This is a genomic window from Halopseudomonas oceani, from assembly GCF_002903165.1.
Classification (GTDB): domain Bacteria; phylum Pseudomonadota; class Gammaproteobacteria; order Pseudomonadales; family Pseudomonadaceae; genus Halopseudomonas; species Halopseudomonas oceani.
On the sequence record NZ_PPSK01000029.1, the window covers coordinates 1 to 25630 of the forward strand.

The following is a 25630-nucleotide window of genomic DNA, read 5'->3' on the forward strand; positions in this document are numbered from 1 at the left end:
GCCGTGGCGTGAAAAAACAGCCTGATTTGAGGCGTTGACACCACAGTCACTTGTTAGAGAGCAACTTTAGTACTGCCTTCCAACGTGTTCACCACACTCAGGGCAATGGACATGGGCGGGTTCAACTACATGCATATTTTTGCAACGCCGGACGGTGTCGCCTTGCGAGACGCTGACATATGAACGCAATATAGCGAACGCTGCAAAATAGAAAATTAGCCAATGACCAGAGAAGCCCCTGACAGTACTTGCTTCACTCTCCCCGTCGCCCACTGAAATAAAGAACGCAAAAAAGCTAAGAAATGCATAACCAAAGAGACTATAGAACGCGTATTGCATCCATTTTGGGCAGCCTCGAAGAGCTGCTTTCCACATGTCTTTTTGTGGAAAGTCTTTGGACAATTGCCTTGCAGCTATAACAGCCGGGAACCAAACAACGAAAATACCAACATGCAATGGCCACGGGTTGATGCCGAAAGGACGATCAATCCCTGCGTATCCTGCAAGGTGTGCTATCAAGCTTAAAATAAAGCCGATTAACGCCAGAATGGAAAAAATGCTTGCAGTACCCGCCATGTTTGATTTGCTCTCTAACGCCCTAAGCAGCGGCGCGCATCAGCGCGTCCGACTGCCTTTACTTGTTACATGCTTACCCAATGTTAGGGTCATTAGGGTTGCTCGGTGTATTTTTCGACGACGACACACCCTTGGCAATTGCAAAGCCAGATACTGCTGACAAAATAGGCAGCCCTGCCTCAGCCGTAATAGTTTTAGTAAGCATTAGTATCGCAAGAATAATAACAATGAATACAGCTACGATCACTTGGCCGTAGGTAGACCAAAACTCATTCCTTTTTTGAAGGTAGTCGGCATAAGCCTCATTTAGGTAAACCGGTAGATTCGAGCGTATTTTATGGGTGGTAAGGAAATCTAGATAACGCTCATAGCTGACGAAGCCCCGCGAATCATCTGAGAAAGCCTTCCATGCAAATATTGCAATAGCGCCAACGATTAGAAGTCCAAGGGCTGCGACAATAAGAACCAGCCAAAACATGTCTATTGTTAGCGTAACTTCTTCCATAATGTCTCCGTAGTTTGACTGGCCATGTAACAGTGATTAGATCGCGCCAACTTTAATACGCGGCATAGCACCGGATTAGAGCGGTCTCGTATTTTATTGTATTTCAATGGCTTAGCAGCGCTCTGCCGCGAGTGCGGAACGTTAAGCCGCGCGAGGCTTAACGTTCCGTTGGTCGGCAGTGTTGGCTTGCGCGCAGGCGATCGCGCTGTCGGGTATTCGAGGTGAAGTGTGTCGAGTCTATGTAGCATCCATGCCTCCCGATGGGGCCGCGAGAAGTGCGGTGATTTGATAGTGCTACCGCACGGCGCGTTTGCCAACCCTGAATACGGTTAAAGGCTCGCTCAAGTAGCGCGGCCTTGCCGTGCAAAAGCGAACGTGGCGAATGCACGGACCCCATCCCCGTTTACGCGGGCGAGTAGCGCAGGGCTGACGGGAAAAAGAGTCATAGGATGTCTGAGGCTCGAAGAGCCGAGTTCTTGAGTGGCCGGCGAGGTCTCCCCGTCAGCCTGAGCAACGCAGCGAACCCGAACGGCCGCGTAGTCGGGTGCCCGGGAGATCGTTAAGGGGGCTGGGCAAGCAGCTCCCTTGGCTCGCCGAAAAAGGCGAAAGGCGAGCTAGAAAGCGGCGTAGTAAGCGAGCCAAAGGTGCAGTGGCGGGGAACGCACGGCCACGGCGTGCCGTGGCCCTACGAACGTCGCGACATCGCAGCTAATAGATGCTGGGTGCCTATCGCTTTAGTGAATCACGCCAACGCGCTGGCCGAGTTGGAACTCGGCCCCCCCCAGAATCAGCTCCGAATCAGCTGCGCCACCGACTCTTGCACCCGCGCAGTCAGCTCAGCCTCATCCAGCCCGCAGATATTGCCGTTATCGACCGCCGGGCGGCCCTGAATAAAGCTGTATTTGACGCTGGTCGGTTCGCCGCACATCAGCGGCGCGGTGAGCGGGCTGTGGACGCCAGCGAAGCGTGGCTGGTTGATATCGAACAGCACCAGATCGGCAGCCATGCCGACAGTGATTTCGCCGACGTCATCCAGACCCAGCAGCTTGGCGCCGTTGCGGCTGCCCCAGGTCAGCACCTGTTCCAGTGTGGTCGCTTCCGGGCCGTGCACGGCCCGGTGAATCAACCAGGCGAGGTTCAGCTCCTGCAGCATGGAGCCGGATTCGGCCGAGGCGGAGCCATCGACACCAAGGGTGATCGACATACCTGCCTGTTCCATTTTGATCGCCGGGGCGATGCCGCTGCCGAGACGGCAGTTGGAGGTCGGGCAGTGGGCGATGCCGGTGCCGGTGCTGGCGAGACGGTCGATGATGTAGTCGTCGCAATGCACTAGGTGAGCAAACCAGACGTCGTCGCCCAGCCAGCCGCAATCACCGGCGTAATCCACTGCGCGCTTGCCGTATTTCTGCAGCGAGGCGACTTCATCAAAGTCCACTTCCAGCAGGTGCGAGTGCATACCCAGTTTGAACTCGCGAGCATAGGCCGCCTGTTCGCGCAGGCCGTCCGGGTCGCTGGAGTGAATCAGGCTGGTCGGCGCGACCACCAGCTTGCGCATGACATCGCCGCCGTCCTGGTGATAGCGGACCCGGCTGGCATCCAGGCGTTCGATGATCTGCTCGATGGTTTCTGGAGCGATACCGTGTTCGAGCATGCCGTGATGGCTGCCCACCGAGGTCGCGCTGCCGCGGCACAGCACCATCCGCATGCCCAGCTCGTCGGCGGCGCGCCAGACCGCGTCTTCCAGCTCGGGGCTGGTGGTGGCGTGGTAGAGGTAATGGTGATCGGCGCAGGTGGTACCGCCCGAGCGCAGCAGCTCGTACAGCCCCAAGCGCGCCGCGTGATACATCAGCTCCGGAGTGACCTTCGGCCAGTAGCGGTAGGGGACGGACCCCAGCCAGTCGTTGAGGTTCTGGTTCAGACCGCCCGGCACACCCTTCATGATCGACTGGGCAAGGTGATGGTGGGTGTTGACCAGGCCAGGCCAGACCACGCAGCCACGGGCGTCGATCAGGGTTTCATCTGCGCCCGGCGCAAGGTCGCGGCCGAGCTCAGTGATCTTGCCGTCGCTGATGCGAATATCGGTGGCGTCAGCCACTGTGGGGGAAAAGACGGCCTGGGCGTTCTTGATCAGGTAAGCCATGAAGGTACTGCTCCTCTATTGCTGCCAAAGAGCAATGTCCCGGAGCTAGGGAAGCACGGATCAATGCCTCACGCCCCTGACCGCTTCTACTCTGTTGCGTTGTGTTGATGTGACCGCAGCATGCGGTGCTGTAGCAGGGAGTGCAATTTTTTGACCAACTGCCAGACCCGCTACAGCCCCCATGCCATCAGCCACGCGATGCTAGCAGTTCGGGCAGAACGACCAAATCCGGTGCAAGTGGTCAGCTTTTGCGCAATCACGGTGCAACCTGCAAGGCAGCCGTAACCTGAGCAACACGCGCAGAGCCGCGACAACCGGCGCGTTGGGAGGGATTCGACCATGTTGGCGCAAAATCTGCTTGAGTATTTGTGCCGCAGGATTATCCTCGGCAACGTGAGTAGAAGCTGTCAGGGGGCAACACCCCAGGTCATTGCTCAGTTAGCGGACAATGCGCATTGCGCGGCGGACGCCGGACTGACAGGCCACAGCGTCTTTCCGACTCCCCCGCCAGCGTCATTCTCCGCACCATTTGCCCCCAATGGGACTACTCGGAGATTCAACATGACAACCGCAACAACCCCTGAATACGGTCTGAAAGAACTGCAGCTGGAAAGCACCCTCGGCGGCATGGGCAAGGAAACCGTCCGCGACGTTCCGCTGATCGACCTGACCGACTTTGAGAGCCGCCGTAGCGAGATCGCCGACCAACTCTGGAGCGCCGCCACCGAAGTCGGCTTCTTCCAGCTGGTCAATCACGGTCTGGACGTGAAACTGGTCCAAAGCGCCTTCGCGCTGTCCGAAGCCTTCTTTGCCCTACCGAACGATCAGAAAGCGCGCTTTCCACTGAAAAAGGGCCTGAACGCCGGCTGGGAATTCATGTCGCAGGTGCGCCCCTCGACCCGCACGGCTGACCAGAAAGAGTCCTACCAGATCACCCTGCCGCACATGGATGATCTGTGGCCAAACCAGACCGTGGTGCCCGAGTTCCAGCGCATCATGCTGGACTTCGAATACCGCGCCTGGCGTCTGGGCATGGACGTGCTGTCCTGCTTCGCGGAACGCCTGGGCTTTGCCCGCGACTTCTTCACCAAGGCCCACGACCGCAGCCTGCCTGATTACCAGAGCACCCTGCGGCTGCTGCACTACCTGCCGATGCCGGAAGAAGACCTGGACGAAAGCCTCTGGCGCGCTGGTGCCCACACCGATTTTGACTGCCTGACCATGGTGTTCCAGAAGGAAGGCCAGGGCGGCCTGCAGGTCAGCCCGGGCAAGGACGCCGAAGGCGCCGGCGACAACCGCGAGTGGAGCAGCGTGATCCCGCGTGACGACATCATCACCTGCAACATCGGTGACATGCTGATGCGCTGGAGCGACGACCAGCTCAAGTCCACCCTGCACCGCGTGCGCATGCCCAAGCCCGGCGAATACCGCGGCCCGCGCTACAGCATGGCGTTCTTCTGCCAGGCCAATAAGGAAGTGATGATCGAGACTCCGGCTGGCAAATACCCGCCGATCTCGGCAGCCGACTACCTGCTGCAGCGCATTCAGGCGAACTTTGCCGAAGCGAAGAAGTAACCCTCAGCGCAAACAACAAACCCGGCCACCGTGCCGGGTTTGTTGTTTTCAGACTCCCTCAAGCTGGGCAATGGCGCGCGTCAGGTTATCCCTCGCCTGATGCTCTCGCTCCGGCCCCAGGCAGCCAGAGACATACAGCCTCGGCCGTTCCAGAAAGCCGCGCAGCACGTGCGCCCGCTTGCGCCGATACAACGGCGCCGGCACCCGCCGGTATTCCTGCCGCACACCTTGCTCGAACAGCTCGTATACCGCCGCCGGAGCACCGAGGATCGCCAGATCAATATCCACCAGCACCGCTTCATCGCGGGTCGTTGTGGGCGCGTTGTGCTCGGTAACCATGATCAGCCGATGAACACGGGCCACAAGCTGCTCATCTACCCCCTGCTCGGTGAGAAAGGACGCCGCCCAGTCAGCGCTGTCCTGCTCATTGCTGCTGGAAAGCGGCTGGTAGATAGCGTCGTGAAACCAGAGGGCCAGTTCCACCTCTGCGGGATTGTCCACCCTCCCGGCACAGCCATCGAGATGCTGCAGGCAGGCGGTGACGTGCTCCGCCGAGTGATAGTGCCGCCCCGTCTCCGTGTAGGCCCGCAGCAGCGCGGCAAAGGTGTCAGGATTGGTACCAAGCTGCCAGGCGGTCATCAGCCGTACCCAGCGCTCCGCGTTCATTGCCGATTGCTGCGACATCACGCCCCCTTCACTGTCCGCGCCAGTCAGTCCCCGCCGCCGCCGCAACCCGCACCACCATCCCCGCCGGACGAATCGCCGCTGCAGCCGCTGATACAGCCGCTACTGCAGCCACCGATAAAGCCGGAGCTGCAACCGATATGAGTCGCGCAGTAGTGGCTGCCGGGCGCGCGCTGACAATCCATCGCGTAACGAAAGCCACCGGGGATGTTCAGTTGGGCATCCATGGCAAACAGCAGTGGCAGACGATCCGCTGCGCGCGGTTGCAAACCTTCACGCAGACACGCCAGACGCCAGGCCCGCTTGATGCCCTTCTGGGCGATGGTCGGTGAGCTCATCGCTTCCGCCGGCGTGTGGTGCAGGAAACGCCCCAGTGCCTTTTTGCAGAAATACTCGTACTTCTTGGTGAACAGAATAAACTCGTGCCAGGCCACATCTACCGCCTGCGACGGCATAGACACCACGCGACGGCCAGCCACATTGCAGACATGAAAATACTCCCGCAGGCCACGCATCACCTGGTTCACTTGCTGTTCAGTGAGATGAGGGTAGGTTTGGCTGACCTTGGCCGCAATCGACTCAGGAAAACGGTAACTGTCGATCAGCTTTTCTCTTTTTGCGCGCGCGCTCTTCCGGTAGCCCAGATAGGCTAAAAACAGAAAGAACGCCGCTATCACTATTACCACCACGGTTTCGGTCGTCATCACATCATCCGCCAGAGTCCATTGGGAACGGTATGGGCCGCAGGATAACCGAAGAGATCACGAATCACCCACTCGCCAGAACTCCATTGCGTTCCAGCGCCCAGCCTCAGACCGCGACGTAAAATCGGTCTTGCTGCCAACGGCGGGGATTGTCAGCCATATATTGGGCAATTCGCAGGTAGTCTTGCTGGTTGCGAATAACGTGCTCGTGGTAACCGCGCTGCCAAAGCGCAACATGCGTAGCCAGCCCGCGCAGACGTGCTTCACGTGTTACCGCTGACTTGAACGAACGCATCAGAGTAGGCAGTGAACCAGGCACCGGTTTGCCAAATCGCTCTTGTTGCGGGGCATCACCCTCAGTGCGGATCTGCAAAATACCGTGCAGGTGGTTCGGCATCAGGACCAGGTCGTGAGTAACTACATGCGAACAACGCGCCCCGATCTGCCGCCAAAGGTGCTCAACCAAGCAGCCCAGCGCTGAGGAATGCATTACCCCATCGTCGATGCGGCCGAACAAGCAGCGCCGCTGACCGGTGCATAGCGTGATGAAAAATGCGTTTGGGGATCGGTAGTCAAACCTGCGCAGCCGAATGGATCGCCGCACAGGAATACAATGTGGCGCCGCCATACCAATGCTCCATTCCGTTTTTGAGCAGCGTCTGCGTCCATGGAATACGACGCAATAACCAGGTCAAGCGGATGTGCAACCCTTCGCAACGAAGGATGTAATCCGCACCACCGAACGGGCACAGCATGCTGTGCCCCTACGCAAGGTTTGGAGTAGCCGCGAGCAACGTAGGGGCAAGGCATGCCGTGCCCGGGGTCAAGATCGCACGGCCTTCCTTCCCTTAAACCTCAGGGGTTTTCCTGCAGCCACTTGCCGAGCAGGTCACGCTCCTCGGGGGTGATGCCGGTCATGTTGCCGAGCGGCATGTACTGGGTGGCAACCGCAGCCTGATAGACCTTGTCGCGGTGTTGCTTGAGGTGCTCCAGCGAGTCCAGCACGATGCCGGCCGGCGGCGCCTGGAAGGCCGGGCTGGTGGGCTTGACCGCGTGGCAGGCCTGACAGTGTGTTGCCAGCAACTGGCTGATGTCGGCATCGGCTACCCGGCTGACGGCCGTACCTTCTTCGCTTGCGTGGCTGTCGATCCTGGCCGGTGCGCTCGGCGCCATAGCCCAGATCAGGGCAACGGTGGCCAGCGCGCTGACAACCAGAATCGACGGCTTGAACTGGCCCTGATTGCGCAGGTTGAAGAAGTGACGGGCGTAGGCCGTGATCGCACCAATCGCCGCCAGCACCGCCCAACCGTAAGCGTTGGCGTAGAACATCGGGTAGTGGTTGCTGATCATGATGAACAGCACCGGCAGGGTCAGGTAGTTATTGTGGCGCGAGCGCAGCATGGCGCGCTGAGCCAACATCACCACCTCTTCACCCGGCTTCTCGCCACGGGCCACAGCATTCACCAGTGCGCGCTGGGCCGGCACGATGCCGAGGAAGACGTTGGCGACCATGATGGTGCCGATCACCGCACCTACGTGAATGTACGCTCCGCGGCCGGCAAACACCTGATACAGACCGAAGGCAACCGCCACCAGAATCAGATAGAGCACCACGCCGAAGGCCATGCCGTTACGCGACAGCGGGCTGCGAATCAGCGCCTCGTAGATCACCATCACACCAAGCAGGGTGCTGATACCGATAGCCATCGCGCCGGCGGCGCTGAGATCCAGCTTGCTCGGGTCGATCAGGTAACCGGGGTTACCGAGGTAGTAGACCACGAACAACAGCGCCAGACCGCTCATCAGGGTGCTGTAGGCCTCCCACTTGAACCAGTGCAGGTCAGTTGGCATCTGTTCGGGGCCGACTTCGTACTTGGCCACCTCGTAGAAACCACCACCGTGAATGGCCCAGAGGTCACCTTTGATGCCTTTTTGCTTTTTCCACGCTGGCGGCTCGCGCAGGTTGTTGTCGAGCCAGACGAAGTAGAACGAGGCGCCAATCCAGGCAACCCCGGCAATCACGTGAAACCAGCGGATGATCAGGCTGAGCCAATCAGACAGATAGACCAGCATGGGCTGCTCCTTGTACGGCGTCGCGGTCGTACCGACATTGGCCGGCGATGTAGGTGCGACGGATGCTGCGATCGTCGCCGAGGATCATCAGGTCGAACAGAATGCCCGACAGATCGCGCTCGGCGCTGTGTTTGAGTTGCTGAATCGGGCTGGCGGCGCGGTCGATGATCAAAAAATCCGCCATCTTGCCGGGTGCCAGGTTGCCGGTCTCGGCCTCCTGATGCAGCACCTTGGCGTTGCCCAGCGTCGCCATGTAGAAGGCCTGGAACGGGTTGAGGCTCTGGCCGCGCAGCTGGCAGACCTTGTAGGCCTCGGCCATGGTGACCAGCATCGACAGGCTGGTGCCGCCGCCGACATCCGACGCCAGACCGACCTCGACATTCGCCGCGCGGGCGCTGGCCAGATCGAACAGGCCGCTGCCGAGGAAGGTGTTGGAGGTCGGGCAGAAGGCGATGCGGGTGCCGGTTTCGGCCAGCCGGGCGCGGTCGGCATCGTCGATATGAATGCCGTGCGCCAGCACGCTGCGCGGGCCGAGCAGACCAAAGTGGTCGTAAACGTCCAGATAGCTGGCACGATCCGGGAACAACTCGGCAATCCAGGCGATCTCGGCCTTGTTCTCGGCCCAGTGGGTCTGCATCAGCAGGCCCTCGGCCTCAGTCATCAGCTTGCCGGCGTAGGTCAGCTGCGCATGGGTCGAGGTCGCAGCAAAGCGCGGGGTCACGGCGTAACGCTGACGACCGGTGCCGTGCCAGCGGGCGATCAGCTCGCGGCTTTCCTGATAGCTGGCCTCGGCAGTGTCGCGCACGCCGTCCGGGGCGTTGCAGTCCATCATCACCCGGCCGGTGGTGATCGCCATGTTGTACTCGTGCGCCGCACTGAACAGCGCTTCACTGGCGACCTTGTGCGAGGTGCTGAACACCAGCGCCGAGGTGGTGCCGTGCGCCAGCAGCAAATCGAGGAAGACCTTGGACTGCTTGGCCGACCAGTCGGCATCGGCAAAGCGCGATTCGGTTGGGAAGGTGTAAGTTTCCAGCCATTCCAGCAGCTGGGTTCCGTAACTGGCCATGACCGCCAGCTGCGGCATGTGTACGTGGGTATCGATCATGCCGGGCAGGATCAGCCCCTCCGGCGAATGCTCAACCGCTGTGCCCGCCGGCAGAGTCGGCAGCAGTTCGGCGGCGTCACCGACCGCCTGAACTCGGCCATCGGCAACCACCAGCAAGCCGTCGGCGAAGTAGCTGTAACTGGCCGGATCGGGCGTGCCGAGCCCCGGCTCGGACAAAAAGTGCAGCAGTGGGCCGCGGAAGGCCGACACGCTGCCGGCATCAGAGTTGGTCGTCATCCTAGCTCCCCCGGTAGGTCGAATAGCCCCACTGATTGAGCAGCAGCGGAACGTGGTAATGGGCCTGTACGTCGTCCAGGCGGAAGGCGATGGTGACCTGCGGGTAGAAACAGCGCAGGCCTTGGGCGGCGTAGTAGCCGTCGGTGTCGAAGGTCAGGCGGTAGACACCGGCCGGCGCTTCGCTGCCGAAGCCGTTCAGCACGCGGCCATCGGCATCAGTCTCGGCAATGGCCAGCGTGACCCAGCTGTCGCCCTGCTGCTGTTCAAGGGTGATGCGCACACCGGCGGCGGGCTTGCCGCTGCCGAGGTCGAGAATATGGGTGGTAATCGGGCTCTTGCTCATAGCAGCTTGTCCAGACGAATGTGGGTGATCTTGGCCTGTTCTTCAGCGGCGATGCGCAGTTCCTGTTCGCGGCTGTTGGGCAGGCGCTGTTCCAGCAGCTCGAGCATCTGTTCGGCGCTCTTGCCGGTGGCGCAGACGATGAAGATAAAGCCGAATTTGTGCAGATAGGCGTCGTTGCCATCCTTCAGGCGCTGCAGCACCGCATCGGGCGCGACGCGCGCACCGGACTGCTCGCCGCTGGCCAGCGCTTCGGTACTGGCGTACTTGGCTTTCAGGCTCTTGATGTCACCGATCTTCGGGTGTGCCTCAAAAGCCACCAGCCAGTCAGCCTCGTGCAGATTCGGCCAGAGCGCGCGGGCGGTGCCATGCAGCGCTTCGGCAGTGTGGTAGGGACGGGCGGCGACCATCGGGCGCGCCCAGGCGTCGGCGGCGCAGCAGTCACGAAAGACCGCCAGCGCCTCGTCTTCAGGCAGGTTGTTCAGGTGTTCCAGGGTCATTTTGTCTCCACCGGCTGTTGCGGTGTCTCTGCAGCTTTCATTAAATCGCGCAATTGGGGCCAGCTGACGCCGCGGCGCGGGCCACGAGTCTGGCTGGCGGTGCCGAACGACAGCAGTTCGGCGGTAATCGATACGGCCACTTCCATCGGCCGCTTGCCGGGCACGTCACTGCGCCCGACCGGGCAACGGATGCTGGCGATCTGTTCGGCGCTGTAACCGCGGTGGGCGAGCCGCTGACGGAAGCGGTCGGCCTTGGTCTGCGAGCCGATCAGGCCGATCGAGGCGGCATCGCCGGCATCCAGCAGGGCGCGGCACAGGTCGTAGTCGAGCTGATGGTTGTGGGTCAGGATCAGCACATGGCGGCCACGGCACAACGCCGGGGCATCACCAACCGGATCGTCGCTGTGCACTGGCGTAATGTTCGCCGCCAGATCGGCGGGAAACACCTCGGCACGCGAATCCACCAGGGTGACCTGCCAGGGCAGCTGGCCGATGATGGTCATCAGCGCCTGGGCCACGTGGCCGGCACCAAATACCACCAGCCGGGCGTCACTGCCGGGCTGACCTTCGAGCAGCACCGAGACGCTGCCGCCACAGCACTGGCCCAGCGAGGCGCCCAGCGGAAAGTGCTCCAGCCGGGTGTCATAGCGGCCGGCCGCCAGCGCCTCACGGGCCCGAGCGGTGACCAGATACTCCAGATGGCCGCCGCCGATGGTGTCCCAGATGTGTTCGCCGGTAATCACCATCTTGCTCGACGGTTCACGCGGCACCGAGCCGGTGACACCAACCACGGTCACCAGCACATAGGGCTCGCCGCGCTGCTCGCAGTCGGCGACCGCCTCGAACCAGCGCAGGTTTCTGTTCATGACACGGCCTCCTGCTGCGCGGCCTGCCAGGCCTTCGCGGCGTTGACGGCATTGAGCATGCGCTCGGGCGTGGCCGGGGTATCCAGCGGCGGGCAATAGCAACCGTCGGTCAGGCTGGCAACTGCATCACGCAGCGCGCTCCAGACCGCGATGCCGAGCATCAGCGGCGGCTCACCGACCGCCTTGGAGCGGAATACGGTGGCTTCCTTGTTCGGGCTGTTGGCCAGCAGGTTGACGCGCAGATCCGGCGGCGTATCGGACACGGCCGGGATCTTGTAGGTCGCCGGCCCAGTGGTCAGCAGCCGGCCGTTATCGCTGTAGACCAGCTCCTCGGTAGTCAGCCAGCCCATGCCCTGCACAAAACCGCCCTCGATCTGGCCGATGTCGATCTCCGGGTTCAGCGACTGACCAGCGTCGTGCAGGATGTCGGTCCGCAGTACGCGGTATTCACCGGTCAGGGTATCGAGCACCACCTCGGAGCACGCAGCACCGTTGGCGTAGTAGAGGAACGGATGGCCCTGACCCTTGGCGTGGTCATAGTAGATGTTCGGGGTGGCGTAGAAACCGGAAGACGACAGCGAAACCCGGTTCATGTAGGCCTTCTGGATGAAGTCGCCCCAGTCCATGCGGGCGTCACCGGCAACCACCTGGTTGTTCTCGAAACGCACCTGCGCCTCGTCGCAGCCGAACAGTTCGGCGCCAAAAGTGATCAGCCGCGCCTTGATCTTCTCGCAGGCGTCCAGCGCAGCCATACCGTTCAGATCGGAGCCGGAGGAGGCCGCCGTCGGCGAGGCGTTGGGCACCTTGTCGGTGCGGGTCGCGGTGACCTTGACCTTGTCGACGTCGATCTGAAAAGCCGCGGCGACTACCTGGGCAATCTTGATATACAGGCCCTGCCCCATCTCGGTGCCACCGTGGTTCACCTGCAGGCTGCCGTCGGTGTAGATCAGCACCAGCGCACCGGCCTGATTGAGGTGCTTGGCGGTGAACGAGATACCGAACTTGACCGGGGTCAGCGCCAGACCACGCTTGAGCACCGGGCTCTGGCGGTTGAAGGCGGTAATCTCGGCGCGGCGAGCCTGATAGTCGGCGCTGGTTTCCAGCTGACTGATCAACTCCGGCAGCACGTGATGATCAATCACCTGACCGTAGTGGGTGGTATCGCGGCCGGCGCGGTAGAGGTTGCGCTTGCGCACCTCCAGCGGGTCCAGACACAGATGGCGGGCAATGTCATCCACCGCCTGTTCGATCACCATCATGCCCTGCGGACCGCCGAAACCACGGAAGGCCGTATTGGACACCGTGTGGGTCTTGCAGCAATGGCCGGTCACCCGCGCCTGATCGAGATAATAGGCGTTGTCGGAGTGGAACATCGCCCGCTCGACAATTGCATTGGACAGGTCCGGCGAGAAGCCGCAACGGCCAGCCACCATGATCTCGGCGCCCTGAATCACGCCCTGCTCGTCAAAGCCGATGTCGTAGGTGTTGAAGAAGTCGTGGCGCTTGCCGGTTTGCACCATATCGTCCGGGCGCGAGAGCCGATACTTGACCGGCCGCCCGGTGGCATTGGCCAGCAGCGCGGCGACGCAGGCGACCGGCGCGGCCTGGGTTTCCTTACCACCAAAACCACCGCCCATGCGACGCACCGACGTGGTGACTGCATGCAGCGGAATGCCCAGCACCTCGGCGACCAGTTTCTGTACTTCGGCCGGGTGCTGGCTGGAGGTATGCACAAACATGCCGCCGTCTTCCTGCGGCAACGCTACGCAGGCCTGGCCTTCCAGGTAAAAGTGTTCCTGCCCGCCGACATTGATCTCGCCCTTCAAGCGGTGCGGCGCAGCCGCCAGTGCCGCATCCGGATCACCGCGCTGCTGGGTGTGGCTGGGGCGCACGAAGAACTGTTTGGCCAGTGCCTCGCGGGTATCAAAGATGGCCGGCAGCTCCTCGTATTCGACCTCGGCCAGCTTTGCCGCCTTGCGCGCGGCGGTGTGACTGGTCGCGGCGACAGCGAAGATCGGCTGGCCAATGTGCTCAACCACTTCGCCCGCCAGCACCGGATCACCGGGGAAGACCGGGCCGATGTCGGTATGACCGGGTACGTCGGCCATGGTGAACACCGCAACCACGCCAGGGTAGGCACGCACGGCCTCCAAATTGAGCTTGGTAATGCGCGCATGCGGCCGGGCGCTGTGGCCGACGGCGGCATGCAGAATACCCTCGGGCTCGGGCAGGTCATCGATATAACGGGCAGTGCCGGTTACGTGCAGCCAGGCGCTCTCGTGCAACGCGCTCTGACCGGCAACACCGAGCGGCTGGCCGGTCGGTCGGGATACATCACGGGGCAGTTTACGCATAGTCGGTCACCATCAGCTGGGCCTTGCCGGCGTCACCGGCGCGGAATTCATACAGGGCGCGCAGCAGCAGGTTGCCAGCGACGGTACTGCGGTAGCTGGCCGAGGCGCGAACGTCGGAAAGGGGGGTGAAGTCCGTGGCTAGTGCCGCCTGCGCAGCGGCCACCGCGGTCTCGTCGAAACGGGCACCGCGTAGCGCCGCCTCGGCGCCCGCTGCACGCTTGGGAATGCCGGCCATACCACCAAAGGCCAGTCGGCAGTCGCTGACGGTATCGCCGTCAAACTGCAGCCAGAAGGCGCCCAGCACCGCAGAGATGTCGTCATCCAGCCGCTTGGAGATCTTGTAGAGGAACAGTTTCTCGTTGGCCTGCGGACGCGGCACCCGCACCGCGCGGATGAATTCGCCCGGCGCCAGCACGGTTTTCTTGTAGTCAACGAAGAAGTCTTGCAGCGCAATCCAGCGCTCACCGTTGGCACTGTCGAGCTGAATGTCGGCGCCGAGGGCAATCAGCGGCGGCGGCATGTCACCGATCGGCGAGGCGTTACCGATATTCCCGCCGAGGGTGCCGCGGTTACGAATCTGCAGCGAACCGAGCCGTTCCAGCATCGGCGCGAAGGCCGGCCAGTCGGCGCTGAGGGTCGCTCCGAACTCGCTGTAGGTGGCAGCCGACCCGATGGTCAGGTTCTTCTCGTTACATTCAACGGCATGCAGTTCGGCGATCTGCTCAAGCGAAATCAGCTGCGGCAGCACCTTCAGCTGCTGGGTGATTTCCAATGCCAGATCGGTACTGCCGGCCACCAGACGAGCATCCGGGTTGGCCGCCAGCAGGCTGCGCAGCTCACTCAGTTCGACCGGCGCATCGAAACGCTTGCCCTCGTCGTCCTCCAGGCTGGCGGCGGTGGACCGGGTCGTGGCGAACTGCTCGGCCGGGGCCGGCTCGAACAGCGCTGCGCCATCCCAGTGCTGCACCGCATCGACCAGGGTGCGCCGGCCGGCCTCGATAATCGGCCGATAACCGGTGCAGCGGCAGAGGTTGCCGGCCAGTGCTTCCATCATCTGGTGCTCACTGGCGTTGCCCTTGCCGACTACCTGCTGATGCAGGCCGACCATCGACATAATGAAGCCCGGCGTGCAGAAACCGCACTGCGAGCCGCTGCATTCGACCATTGCAGCCTGCACCGGATGGGCATTTTCGTCTTGCAGGGCATCAACGCTGATCAGATGTTTACCGTGCAATGAACCGACCAGGCTGATGCAACTATTGATTGCCGTATAATGCAGCCCGCCGTCGGCCGAGGGGCTGCCGATCAGTACGGTGCAAGCCCCGCAGTCGCCGGATGCGCATCCTTCCTTGGTGCCGCTAAGCCGCTTTTTGGTGCGCAGCCAATCAAGAATGCTCATGTTTGGGTCAGCTCGGTCAAGTTTTTCCGGCTGACCATTCAGGTAGAACTCAATCACGTTCGTCTCCGCTCTATCCGCAGTTTGGCCCGTTTCAGGCGGTGTTCAGGCGTGGCGCCGCACAACGGCGTACACAGGCGCTTGGGGTAGATTTGCAAAAACTTGACCAACTAGTCTGAAAAAAGTGAATTTTACATTTTTTCCAGTTTTGGCAAGCAAATTGCTGTCGTTGCAAATGTTGATTGATTGGTCAGTTATTAAATAGGGCGTTGCCCGGCCGGTCACCTTAAATCGCCGGCAAAGCGCCTATAGAGGAAACTGAATGGCAACCGCAGAACGCCTGAAGCTGGAACACATCGTCAAGGAGTACCCGGGATGCCGGGCGAATGACGGCGTCCAGCTCACAGTCAACGCAGGCGAAATCCATGCCCTGCTCGGCGAGAATGGCGCCGGCAAGAGCACCCTGATGAAGATCATCTACGGCGTCATCCAGCCCGACGCCGGCAGCATCACCTGGAATGGCCACCCGTTGACCCTGCAGGGTCCGGCCCATGCCCGCGAACTGGGTATCGGCATGGTGTTCCAGCATTTTTCCCTGTTCGAGACCCTGACCGTTGCCGAGAACATCGCGCTCAGCCTGCCGGCCGACCAAGCCCGCGACCGGCGCAAGCTGGAAGCCCGCATCAGCGAAGTCTCCGAGCATTACGGCATGGCGCTGGATCCGCGTCGCTACGTCAACACCCTGTCGATTGGCGAGCGCCAGCGGGTCGAGATCGTGCGTTGCCTGATTCAGGAAAGCTCTCTACTGATTCTAGACGAGCCAACCTCGGTGCTGACGCCGCAGGAGGTCGAAACCCTGTTCCGCACCCTGCGCCAGCTGTCGCACGAGGGCTGCAGCATTCTGTTCATCAGCCACAAGCTGCAGGAAGTGCGCGACCTGTGCCACCGCGCCACCGTGCTGCGCCAGGGCCGGGTAACCGGTGAGTGCAACCCGGGCGAGGTGAGCACCGACGACATCGCCCGCATGATGGTCGGCAATGAAACCCCGCTGTCGACCCGCGTTGAACCGCGCGCGCCAGGCGAGGTGCTGCTGGACGTCAGCCACCTGAACTACCGCACCAGCGACCCGTTCGGCACCAGCCTGCAGGATCTGTGCATGAGCCTACGCTCAGGCGAGATTGCCGGCATCGCCGGCGTCGCCGGTAACGGTCAGGACGAACTGCTGCGCGCCCTGTCAGGCGAGGCGCTGGTCAGCAACGACAGCATCACCCTCAGCGGCGTGGCCATCGGTCAGGCCAAGCCAGGCCTGCGCCGCCGCCTCGGCGTTGCAGTGGTGCCGGAAGAACGCCTCGGCCGCGGCGCGGTGCCGTCCATGTCGCTGGTCGACAACAGCCTGCTGACCGCCTATGGCGAAGGCATGGTGACCAAGGGCTGGGTCGCGCTGAACAAGGTACGCGACTACGCCAGCCGCATCGTCGAGGCCTTCGGCGTACGCACCGCCAGCATCGACAGCCACGCTACCAGCCTGTCCGGCGGCAACCTGCAGAAATTCATCATCGGCCGTGAAGCCATGCAGCAACCCAAGCTGCTGGTCGCCTCGCACCCGACCTGGGGCGTTGACGTTGGCTCGGCGGTTGCCATCCACGAGGCGCTGGTGCGGCTGCGTGACCAAGGCGCTGCGGTGCTGCTGATCTCGGAGGATCTGGACGAACTGTTCCAGCTCTGTGGCCGCATGGGCGCGATCTGCGCCGGCCGGCTGTCACCGCTGGTCAACACCAGCGACCTGACCATTGAACAACTCGGCCAGTGGATGGCGGGTGATTTCCCCAGCGCCGCACCTTCGGAGGTTTCCCATGCTGTCGCTTGAGCGTCGCGCCGTCGACTCCCGCGCCATGCAATGGGCTTCCCCGTTGCTGGCACTGATCCTCACCATCATCACCGGCATGGGCATCTTCATGGCCCTCGGCAAGGACCCGGTAGAAGGTCTGACCTTCTTCTTCCTGACCCCGCTGAGTGACAAACACGGCTGGGCCGAGCTGGGCCTGAAGATGGCACCGCTGCTGCTCTGCGCCGCCGGTCTGACCATCTGTTACCGGGCCAAGCTGTGGAACATCGGTGCCGAAGGACACTTCCTGATGGGCGCGCTGTGGGCCAGCGTGGCGGCCCTGCAACTGGGCGGCCAAAGTGGCCCCTGGGTGCTGCCGCTGGTGCTGATCGCCGGCATGGTGGCCGGTGCGGTCTGGGCACTGCTGGCGGGACTGTTGAAAACGCAGTTCCACTGCAACGAGATCCTCACCACCATCATGCTCAACTACATCGCCCTGAACCTGCTGCTGTACGCGGTTCACGGCCCGCTGAAGGACCCGTACGGTTTCGGCTTCCCGCAGTCGGAGATGTTCTCTGCCTCCGCGCTGCTGCCCAGGCTGATCCCGGACACCCGCCTGCACATCGGTCTGCTGTTCGGTCTACTGGCAGCAGTCGCGGTCGGCGTGCTGTTCGCCCGCACCTTTATCGGCTTCCAGCTCAAGGTGCTCGGGCAGGACGAACGCGCCGCCGCCTTCGCCGGCTTCCCGGCCAAGCGCCTGACCCTGCTGGCATTTATGGCATCCGGTGCACTGGCTGGCCTGGCTGGCGCGTCGGAAGTCACCGGCCCGCTCGGCCAACTGGTGCCGCAGGTATCGCCCGGCTACGGCTACACCGCGATCATCGTGGTATTCCTCGGTCGCATGCAGGCAGTCGGCATCGTGCTGGCAGCCGCGCTGTTGGCGTTGACCTTTATGGGTGGCGAAATGCTGCAGATTGCCATGGCCCTGCCCAAGGCAATCACCGGGCTGTTCCAGGGGCTGCTGCTGTTCTACCTGCTGACCTGTGACGCCTTCATCCATTACCGCATTCGCATTCGTCGGGCCCCCAAGGCCGTAGCAGGGGAGGCCTGATATGGACAGCGTACTGATTACCAACGTACTCGCCGCGACCGTGGTCGCTGGCACCCCGCTGCTGCTGGTCGCCCTCGGTGAGCTGGTCTGCGAGCGCTCTGGCGTTCTCAACCTCGGTCAGGAAGGCATGATGCTGATGGGCGCGGTGATCGGCTTTATCGCCGCCACCTCGACCGGCAGCCTGAGTATGGGCGTGCTTGCCGCGATACTCGGTGGCGTGCTGATGTCCATGCTGTTTGCGCTGATGGCTATCACCCTGGCGGCCAACCAGTATGCCGCCGGTCTGGCGCTGACCATCTTCGGCATCGGCCTGAGCTCGTTTGTCGGCAGCGGCTTTGTCGGCCAGTCGATCGACGGTTTCGACAAACTCGCCATTCCGCTGCTGTCAGACATCCCGGTCATCGGCCAGGTGCTGTTCAACCAGGACCTGCTGGTCTACGCCTCGCTGCTGATCTTCGTACTGGTGTTCTGCTTCCTCAAGTACAGCCGCGCCGGGCTGATTCTGCGCGCCGTCGGCGAGTCGCCGGAGGCCGCCAACGCCAACGGTCTGCGGGTACTGCCGGTACGCTACATGGCGGTCGCCTTTGGTGGTGCCATGGCCGGCCTGGCCGGTGCCTACCTGTCGCTGGCTTACACCCCGATGTGGACCGAGAACATGACTGCCGGACGCGGCTGGATCGCGCTGGCCCTGGTGGTGTTCGCCACCTGGAAACCCGAGCGTGTGCTGCTCGGCGCCTACCTGTTCGGCGCCGCCAGCATCTTGCACCTGGTGCTGCAGGGGCTCGGCTGGAACAGCTCGACCGAGCTGCTGGCCATGCTGCCCTATGTCGTCACCATTATCGTTCTGGTGCTGTTGTCGTGGAATCCCGCGCGGACCCGCCTCAACACACCCCTATCAATCGGCCAACCCTATAGGCCGAGCAAATAACTTGAGCACCCACTATGCCAATCAAAACTAAATCACTGATTCCAGGAAGCATTGAATATGAGCACACTGCAAAAAACGCTGATCGCCGCTTGCATCGCAGGCGCCTTTGTACCGGCAGCACACGCTGAGAAGTATTTCTCCGACTCCAGCATTACTGTTCTGTACAGCGATGACTACGCACGCGTTAACTTCGACGGCGCTGGCAAGAAGACGTCCCAGACGTTCTTCACCTTCGAGAATGCCAGCGGCCACGATTGGGGCAGCACCTTCTTCTTCGTAGACCGTAACCAGGGTCACGGAAAAGATACCGACTCTGACGATCTGTACGGTGAATTCGCGCCTAACCTGAGCCTGAGCTGGCTGACTGGCAGCCAACTGGGTGGTGGCCTGATCAAGGACTACACCCTGTCCGCTCAGTACGAATTTGGCGGCGGCACCAACGTCAACAACTACATGGTTGGTCCGGGTATCGACTGGAACATGCCGGGCTTCATGTACTTCGGCACCCGTTTCTACTACGTGGACAACAGCGAGACCTCTAACGATTATCAAACCACCGTCGTCTGGGGCAAAGCGATGGAATTTGGCAGCACCCGTATCCTGTTCGACGGTTACATCGACTGGTCCACAGCGGAAGACGATCACAAGTCCGACTTCCACTTCAACCCGCAGCTGAAGCTGGACCTGGGTAACTACCGTGGCAAGCCGGGCGTACTCTACGCAGGTATCGAATACTCGTACTGGAACAACAAGTACGGTCTGAACGACGATGTAATGGAAACCGAAAACGCGGTCAGTGCGCTGGTGAAATTCCACTTCTGATCACGGCAATGGGGGTTCGGCCGTCATGGTCGAACCCCCGCACTGGTGTAAAGGCGATGGAACAGATGACAACCAAAAATACATCCAAGACCTACCGACCCGGTCGCATCCGCGAGCGTAACCACGAAATCATTTTGGCCGCCGCCGAACAGGAATTTGCCCTGCACGGCTTTCGCGGTGCCACCATTCAGAACATTGCCGAACGGGCCGAACTGCCCAAATCGAACGTGCTGTACTACTTCAGCAACAAGAAGAAGATCTACGCAGCCATGTTCGACGATATTCTTGCGCGCTGGAACGCGGTGTTTTCCAGCGTGACCGTCGACGACGACCCCGCCGAGGCGCTGGCCAGCTTTATCCGCGCCAAGGTCGATATGGCCCGCCTGTATCCGCTGGCCTCCCGTCTGTTTGCCATGGAAATCATCCAGGGCGCCCCTTTTTTGATGACCCACCTGCGCACCAACATGCGCGAATGGGTGCGCGGCCGCGCCGGGGTCATGCAGCAGTGGATTGATCAGGGCCGCATGGCGCCGGTAGACCCGGTGCAGCTGATCTTCCTGATCTGGTCCTCAACCCAGCACTACGCCGACTTCCAGGTGCAGGTGCTGATGGTGGAAAACAAGGCCGAATACGAGAAGCAGGACTTCGACCGCGTGGCCGACTTCCTTACCGACATCATTCTTCGCGGCTGCGGCCTCGAGGTACCCAAGAAATGAGCAATTCGCACTACCCGCGTGATCTGATCGGCTACGGTGCCGAGCCGCCCAAGGCCAACTGGCCGGGGCAGGCACGCATCGCCGTGCAGTTCGTGCTGAACTACGAAGAGGGCGGCGAGAACTGTGTGCTGCATGGCGACAGTCACTCGGAAGTCTTCCTCTCCGACATCATTGGCGCGCAGGCCTTTGCCGACCGCCACATGAGCATGGAATCACTCTACGAATACGGCTCGCGCGCCGGTGCCTGGCGCATCCTGCGCGAGTTTCGCCAGCGCGGCCTGCCGCTGACCGTATTTGGCGTCAGCATGGCCATGCAGCGCCACCCGGACATGGTCCGCGCCTTTATCGAAGACGGCCACGAGATCGCCTGCCACGGCCTGCGCTGGATTCACTATCAGGACATGAGCGAAGCCCGCGAGCGCGAGCACATGCAGCAGGCTATCGAGCTGCACACCGCACTTACCGGCCAGCCACCGCTCGGCTGGTACACCGGCCGCGACAGCCCGAATACCCGCCGGCTGGTGGTCGAGGCCGGTGGCTTCGAGTACGACAGCGATTACTACGGCGACGACCTGCCGTTCTGGACCACGGTCGACGCCGGCGCCGGCCCGCAGCCGCACCTGGTGGTGCCCTACGCGCTGGACACCAACGACATGCGCTTTGCCATCGCCGGTGGCTTCAACAGCGGCGAGCAGTTCTTCCAGTACCTCAAGGATGCCTTCGACGTGCTCTACGCCGAGGGCTCGGAAACGCCCAAGATGCTGTCGATCGGCCTGCACTGTCGCCTGGTCGGCCGCCCCGGCCGCTTCCGCGCGCTGCAACGCTTCCTGGATCACATCCAGAGCCACGACAAGGTCTGGATCACCCGTCGCATCGACATCGCGCGGCACTGGAAACAGACGCACCCATACCAGCCTGCCAAGGATTAACCATGAGCACCGCCATCATCGCCCCAGCCGTCGACGGCCCGGCGTTTACCAAGACCGGCCTGAACCTGGCCGACGCCAGTCTCGGCGCCGAATTCCTCTGGGCGACCGACCAATTCTTTGCCCCCGGCATCCGCATGCTCAATCCCGAACCGGCGGCGTTTTACCCCGGCCTGTACGACGACAACGGCAAGTGGATGGACGGCTGGGAAACCCGCCGCCGCCGCACCACCGGCCACGACACCGCGATCATCAAACTGGCGCTGGCCGGCACCCTGCAGGGCGTCGATTTTGACACCAGTTTCTTCACCGGCAACTTCGCCCCGGCGGTCTCGCTGGAAGCCTGCTACAGCCCGGACGCCGAACCGACCAACGACAGCGCCTGGACCGAGCTGCTGTCTGCCGTGGAGCTCGGCGGCAACGCGCATCACTTCCATGAACTGACCTCCGATCAGGTCTGGACCCACCTGCGCCTGCACCTGTACCCGGACGGCGGCGTCGCCCGCCTGCGCGTCTACGGCACCCCGCACTGTGACTGGTCGACCCTCGACAGCAGCCAGACCATAAACCTGATCGCGCTGGAGAACGGCGGCAATCAGGTGGCCTGGAGCGATGCCCACTACGGCGAGCCGCGCAAGCTGCTGCGCCCCGGCCGCGGCACCGACATGGGCGATGGCTGGGAAACCCGCCGCCGCCGCGAGCCCGGCAACGACTGGTGCATCCTCACGCTCGGCCACAAGGGCCTCATTGAGCACGTGGAAGTCGACACCGCGCACTTCAAGGGCAACTTCCCGGCACGCTGCTCGATCCAGGCCGCCTGCGTTGAACAGGGCACCACCAAGAGCCTGATCACCCAGAGCATGTTCTGGCACACCCTGATGGACGAACAGCCGCTGACCGCCGACGCCATCCACCAGTTCACCGAACTGAACGATATCGGCCCGATCACGCACATTCGCTTCAATATCATTCCTGATGGCGGCGTCAGTCGCCTGCGCCTGTTCGGCAAGCCGGTCGCATGAGCAGCCCCCGCGTACTGACCGTCGAGCCGCTGACCCGCGAAGCCTTCGCCCCCTTCGGCGATGTGATCTCCACGGTCGGCGCCGACAGCTTTCCGATCAACAACGGCCGGACCCAGCGCTTCCACGCGCTCGGTACGGTGCAGTTGCTGGGCGAGGGTGCCGAAGGCATTTTCTCGATCTTCCGCGGCCAGCCGCTTGAGCCGCTTGAAATCAGTCTGATGGAACGCCATCCGCTGGGCAGTCAGGCCTTTGTGCCGCTCAACGGCACGGCGTTTTATGCTGTGGTCGCCGCCCCCGGCGACTTTGATGAATCTGCCGTGCGCGCGTTCTACGTGCCAGGCGACCAGGGCATCAGTTACCATGCCGGAACCTGGCATGCACCCCTGCTGCCAGTCACTGCGGACGCCGATTATCTGATCGTCGACCGCCGTGGTGCAGGTAACAATTGCGATGAAGTAACCCTTAACCAACCCCTTGTGCTCCGCTCGGACAGCCTCTGAGGAAACCATCAGCCACGCTGATGCATTCCGTGCCCGCCGTGCCGTCACAGTGTCCGGAACCGCTAACCCGGTTCAGATTGCTATGAGGTACATATGAACCATTTTGCGCTGCGCGATGCAGCCATCTTTACCGTTGACCCAGACAACCGCGTCATCCCACACGGCACCCTGATCGTAGAGGACGGACGCATCAGCGCCGTCGGCCCCAGCGACGAGGTGATCATCCCGCCCGGCATGCCGGTGATCGACGCCAGCGGCCACGCGCTGCTGCCGGGGCTGATCGACGCCCACTCCCATTCCAGCCTGATGCGCGGCGTGACCGAGAACATGCAGCTGATGGAATGGCTGCCCTACTACCAGCTGGAACACCGTACCCTGACCGAGGAGTACGCCTTCCACTCGGCACGTCTGTGCTATCTGGAAGCGCTGAAAAGCGGCACCACCTGCGTGATGGACATGTACCGCTTCATGCACCGCTGCGCCGATGCCGCTGGCGAGATCGGTCTGCGGGTCAATCTGGCGCCCTATGTGGCCGACGAACCCGGCAAGGACTTCTTCGCCACCCGCGCCGAGAACCGCGCGCTGATCCACAGCCACCACGGCAGCCAGAACGGCCGCATACAGGTCTGGATGGGGCTGGAACACCTGTTCTACTGCACCGCCGACGCCTACCGCGAAGCGCTGGAATGCCAGGCCGAATACGGCGTTGGCATCCACACCCACGCCTGCGAGCAGAAGGAAGAGGACGACGCGGTCAAGGCACACTTCGGCCGTCGCTCAATTGCTCAGCTCGATCACTACGGCATCCTTGGTGAACGCACCCTGATCGCCCACTGCGTGTGGCTCAACGACGACGAGATCAAGCGCATCGCCGACACCGGCACCGCCATCAGCCACTGCCCGATCAGCAACGCCAAGCTCGCCAGCGGCGTCGCCCGCGTGCCGGAAATGCTCGCCGCCGGCATCACCGTCGGCCTCGGCACCGACGGCCCGGTGTGCAACAACAGCCTCAGCCTGTTTGAGGAAATGAAGTTCGCCTCGCTGATCCAGAAGGCCACCCGGCTGGACGCCACCGTGCTGCCCGCCGACCAGATCATGCGCATGGCGACCATCAACGGTGCCCGCGCCCTGGGCCTCGGCGACCGTATCGGCTCGCTCGAAGTCGGCAAGCAGGCCGACCTGCTGCTGCTCGATCTGGCGCAACCCAACCTGATACCGACCGAGATCAATGCAGCCGGCGGCAATTTGCTGTGGAATCTGGTCTTTGCCGCCGACGCCCGCAACGTCGCCGCGGTCTGGGTTGATGGCCGGCAACTGATCGCCAACGGCCGCGCCACCCGGGTAAACGAACAACAGGTACTCAGCGAAGCCCAGCAGCACGGGCTGGCGCTGTTTCAGCAGTGTCGCGATATTTCGCACCTGCGTACGTCAATGGTTTAAGAGGTGTTGAAAAACGGCCTGCGTTGCCATCGCAGCGTTAACAACAGGCGCGAGCGCGAGTTCGATCGGTTTTTGCCTGTTTTTGCCGGGGCGCCGGCCCTGGCGCTGACTGCCTCACCAACGTTTTTCAGCTCTTTGTTTATTAGAGGACAACTGCAATGCAATCACTGCCCCTGATCTCCGTCGCTGGCCTGAACAGCGAAGACCCCGCCGTCCGCGCCGAAACCGCCCGCCAGCTGGGCGTTGCCTGCCGTGAAATCGGCTTCTTCTACGCCATCGACCACGGCATCCCGGAAGACGTCATGGCCGGCGCGTTCGCCAACTCCAAGCGGGTGTTCGAGCTGCCGCTGGAAACCAAGCAGGAAATGTCGATCAAGAAGTCGCCGCACAACCGCGGCTACGTCGCCATGGCCGACGAAAAGCTCAACCCGGAAGCCGGTGCCGACATGAAGGAAGCCTTCAACATCGGCACCGACTTCCCGGCCGATCACCCGGACGTACTGGCCGGCAAACCCTTCCGCGGCGTCAACTTCTGGCCACCGCTCGATGGCTGGCGCGAAGCCATGCTCGGCTACTTCGACGGCTGCCTGAACCTTGGCCGGCTGATCCACAAGGGGTTTGCGATTGATCTGGGCCTGCCGGAAGACTTCTTCGTTCAGCACCTGACCAGCCCCATCGCCACCCTGCGCATGCTGCGCTATCCCGCCAGCGCCGGTCAGATCGACCGCGAAGACGGCGGCGCCGGTGCCCACACCGACTACGGCAACGTCACCCTGCTGGCCACCGACAAGGTTGCCGGACTGCAGGTACTGACCCGTCAGGGCCAATGGATCGACGCCCCACACGTACCGGGCGCCTTCGTCTGCAACATCGGCGACTGCCTGATGCGCTGGAGCAACGACACCTACGTCTCCACCCCGCACCGCGTCCGCCCGCCGGAGCAGGAACGCTACTCCATCGCCTTCTTCCTGGAAGTGAACCCCGACTCCATCGTCGACCCGCGCGACGTAATGCCGAGTGAAGCGCCGAAGTATGAACCGATTACCTGCGCCGAATACCTGACCGCCCGCCTGAATGCCACTTACGAGCATCGGGTAGAGCCGTCGTAACGGCCGACGTTGATCGTTCCCACGCTCCGCGTGGGAATGCCCCGATAGGGCGCTCTGCGTCCATTCCTGACTGCTTCACCATTCTCGTAGCGGCACGGCATGCCGTGCCCGCGCCGCCTCCAGCACCGCACCGCTGCTAACCATTCATGCCGCCTGGCAACCCGCCTTTCGCCTTC

Annotated in this window: 24 protein-coding genes; 11 read left to right on the plus strand and 13 right to left on the minus strand. The window is 62.2% G+C overall.

The features are described from left to right. Positions 1-66: 66 nt before the first annotated feature. The 3 genes from C1949_RS19310 to C1949_RS18015 form a co-directional block, all read right to left on the minus strand. On the minus strand, positions 67-576 hold the full coding sequence (locus C1949_RS19310; RefSeq protein WP_146040349.1) for a hypothetical protein: 510 nt from the start codon (positions 574-576) through the stop codon (positions 67-69). 73 nt (positions 577-649) lie between these two features. Beyond that, entirely contained in the window at positions 650-1081 is a 432-nt protein-coding gene (locus C1949_RS18010) for a hypothetical protein (RefSeq protein WP_104739793.1), read from the minus strand. A gap of 787 nt (positions 1082-1868) precedes the next feature. Then, complete coding sequence (locus C1949_RS18015; protein WP_104739794.1) at positions 1869-3221, minus strand: amidohydrolase family protein; 1353 nt, start codon at positions 3219-3221, stop codon at positions 1869-1871. A 561-nt stretch (positions 3222-3782) separates the two neighbouring features. Between C1949_RS18015 and C1949_RS18020 the strand changes: the two genes are divergently transcribed. Further along, complete coding sequence (locus C1949_RS18020; RefSeq protein WP_104739795.1) at positions 3783-4796, plus strand: isopenicillin N synthase family dioxygenase; 1014 nt, start codon at positions 3783-3785, stop codon at positions 4794-4796. Positions 4797-4844: 48 nt separating this feature from the next. On the opposite strand, the gene C1949_RS18025 is transcribed toward C1949_RS18020, so the two are convergent. From C1949_RS18025 to xdhA, 10 genes are all read right to left on the minus strand, one after another. Continuing rightward, complete coding sequence (locus C1949_RS18025) at positions 4845-5480, minus strand: HD domain-containing protein (RefSeq protein WP_104739796.1); 636 nt, start codon at positions 5478-5480, stop codon at positions 4845-4847. A gap of 26 nt (positions 5481-5506) precedes the next feature. Next, complete coding sequence (locus C1949_RS18030; RefSeq protein ID WP_104739797.1) at positions 5507-6184, minus strand: glycine-rich domain-containing protein; 678 nt, start codon at positions 6182-6184, stop codon at positions 5507-5509. 106 nt (positions 6185-6290) lie between these two features. Next, a complete protein-coding gene (locus C1949_RS19315) occupies positions 6291-6581 on the minus strand; it encodes a transposase (protein WP_146040350.1) in 291 nt (96 codons plus the stop codon). 458 nt (positions 6582-7039) lie between these two features. After that, entirely contained in the window at positions 7040-8257 is a 1218-nt protein-coding gene (locus C1949_RS18040; protein WP_104739799.1) for a urate hydroxylase PuuD, read from the minus strand. Beyond that, positions 8238-9599 (minus strand): guanine deaminase, encoded by a 1362-nt coding sequence (gene guaD, locus C1949_RS18045; RefSeq protein WP_188656552.1) that lies wholly within the window; start codon positions 9597-9599, stop codon positions 8238-8240. The genes C1949_RS18040 and guaD overlap by 20 nt, the downstream gene beginning before the upstream one ends. Position 9600: 1 nt before the next feature. Further along, the gene (gene uraH / locus C1949_RS18050) at positions 9601-9942 is read right to left on the minus strand and encodes a hydroxyisourate hydrolase (RefSeq protein ID WP_104739800.1); all 342 of its coding nucleotides are present in this window, start codon (positions 9940-9942) and stop codon (positions 9601-9603) included. Continuing rightward, positions 9939-10439, minus strand: a complete 501-nt coding sequence (gene uraD, locus C1949_RS18055) for a 2-oxo-4-hydroxy-4-carboxy-5-ureidoimidazoline decarboxylase (protein ID WP_104739801.1) — start codon at positions 10437-10439, stop codon at positions 9939-9941. Before uraD ends, uraH begins: the two co-directional genes overlap by 4 nt. After that, complete coding sequence (gene xdhC, locus C1949_RS18060; protein WP_104739802.1) at positions 10436-11305, minus strand: xanthine dehydrogenase accessory protein XdhC; 870 nt, start codon at positions 11303-11305, stop codon at positions 10436-10438. Before xdhC ends, uraD begins: the two co-directional genes overlap by 4 nt. Beyond that, entirely contained in the window at positions 11302-13659 is a 2358-nt protein-coding gene (xdhB, locus tag C1949_RS18065; RefSeq protein WP_104739803.1) for a xanthine dehydrogenase molybdopterin binding subunit, read from the minus strand. The genes xdhC and xdhB overlap by 4 nt, the downstream gene beginning before the upstream one ends. Further along, positions 13652-15115: a xanthine dehydrogenase small subunit gene (gene xdhA / locus C1949_RS18070; protein WP_104739804.1), complete on the minus strand. Its 1464-nt coding sequence runs from the start codon at positions 15113-15115 to the stop codon at positions 13652-13654. Before xdhA ends, xdhB begins: the two co-directional genes overlap by 8 nt. Positions 15116-15377: 262 nt before the next feature. Here xdhA and C1949_RS18075 point away from each other — a divergent pair, with 262 nt between their 5' ends. From C1949_RS18075 to C1949_RS18120, 10 genes are all read left to right on the plus strand, one after another. Then, a complete protein-coding gene (locus C1949_RS18075; protein WP_104739805.1) occupies positions 15378-16922 on the plus strand; it encodes an ABC transporter ATP-binding protein in 1545 nt (514 codons plus the stop codon). Beyond that, positions 16909-17991 carry an ABC transporter permease gene (locus C1949_RS18080; protein ID WP_104739806.1) on the plus strand — a complete coding sequence of 361 codons (1083 nt, stop codon included), beginning with the start codon at positions 16909-16911 and terminating at the stop codon, positions 17989-17991. Before C1949_RS18075 ends, C1949_RS18080 begins: the two co-directional genes overlap by 14 nt. Position 17992: 1 nt before the next feature. Next, on the plus strand, positions 17993-18919 hold the full coding sequence (locus C1949_RS18085; RefSeq protein WP_104739807.1) for an ABC transporter permease: 927 nt from the start codon (positions 17993-17995) through the stop codon (positions 18917-18919). 57 nt (positions 18920-18976) lie between these two features. Then, positions 18977-19741 (plus strand): outer membrane protein OmpK, encoded by a 765-nt coding sequence (locus C1949_RS18090; RefSeq protein WP_104739808.1) that lies wholly within the window; start codon positions 18977-18979, stop codon positions 19739-19741. A gap of 65 nt (positions 19742-19806) precedes the next feature. Beyond that, positions 19807-20457: a TetR/AcrR family transcriptional regulator gene (locus tag C1949_RS18095; RefSeq protein WP_170063116.1), complete on the plus strand. Its 651-nt coding sequence runs from the start codon at positions 19807-19809 to the stop codon at positions 20455-20457. Further along, positions 20454-21386: an allantoinase PuuE gene (puuE, locus tag C1949_RS18100; protein WP_104739810.1), complete on the plus strand. Its 933-nt coding sequence runs from the start codon at positions 20454-20456 to the stop codon at positions 21384-21386. Before C1949_RS18095 ends, puuE begins: the two co-directional genes overlap by 4 nt. Positions 21387-21388: 2 nt before the next feature. Beyond that, a complete protein-coding gene (alc, locus tag C1949_RS18105; protein ID WP_104739811.1) occupies positions 21389-22405 on the plus strand; it encodes an allantoicase in 1017 nt (338 codons plus the stop codon). After that, positions 22402-22905 (plus strand): ureidoglycolate lyase, encoded by a 504-nt coding sequence (locus tag C1949_RS18110; protein ID WP_104739812.1) that lies wholly within the window; start codon positions 22402-22404, stop codon positions 22903-22905. The genes alc and C1949_RS18110 overlap by 4 nt, the downstream gene beginning before the upstream one ends. Positions 22906-22998: 93 nt before the next feature. Next, positions 22999-24345 carry an amidohydrolase family protein gene (locus C1949_RS18115; RefSeq protein WP_104739813.1) on the plus strand — a complete coding sequence of 449 codons (1347 nt, stop codon included), beginning with the start codon at positions 22999-23001 and terminating at the stop codon, positions 24343-24345. A 158-nt stretch (positions 24346-24503) separates the two neighbouring features. After that, entirely contained in the window at positions 24504-25454 is a 951-nt protein-coding gene (locus tag C1949_RS18120; RefSeq protein ID WP_104739814.1) for an isopenicillin N synthase family dioxygenase, read from the plus strand. Positions 25455-25630 lie beyond the last annotated feature (176 nt).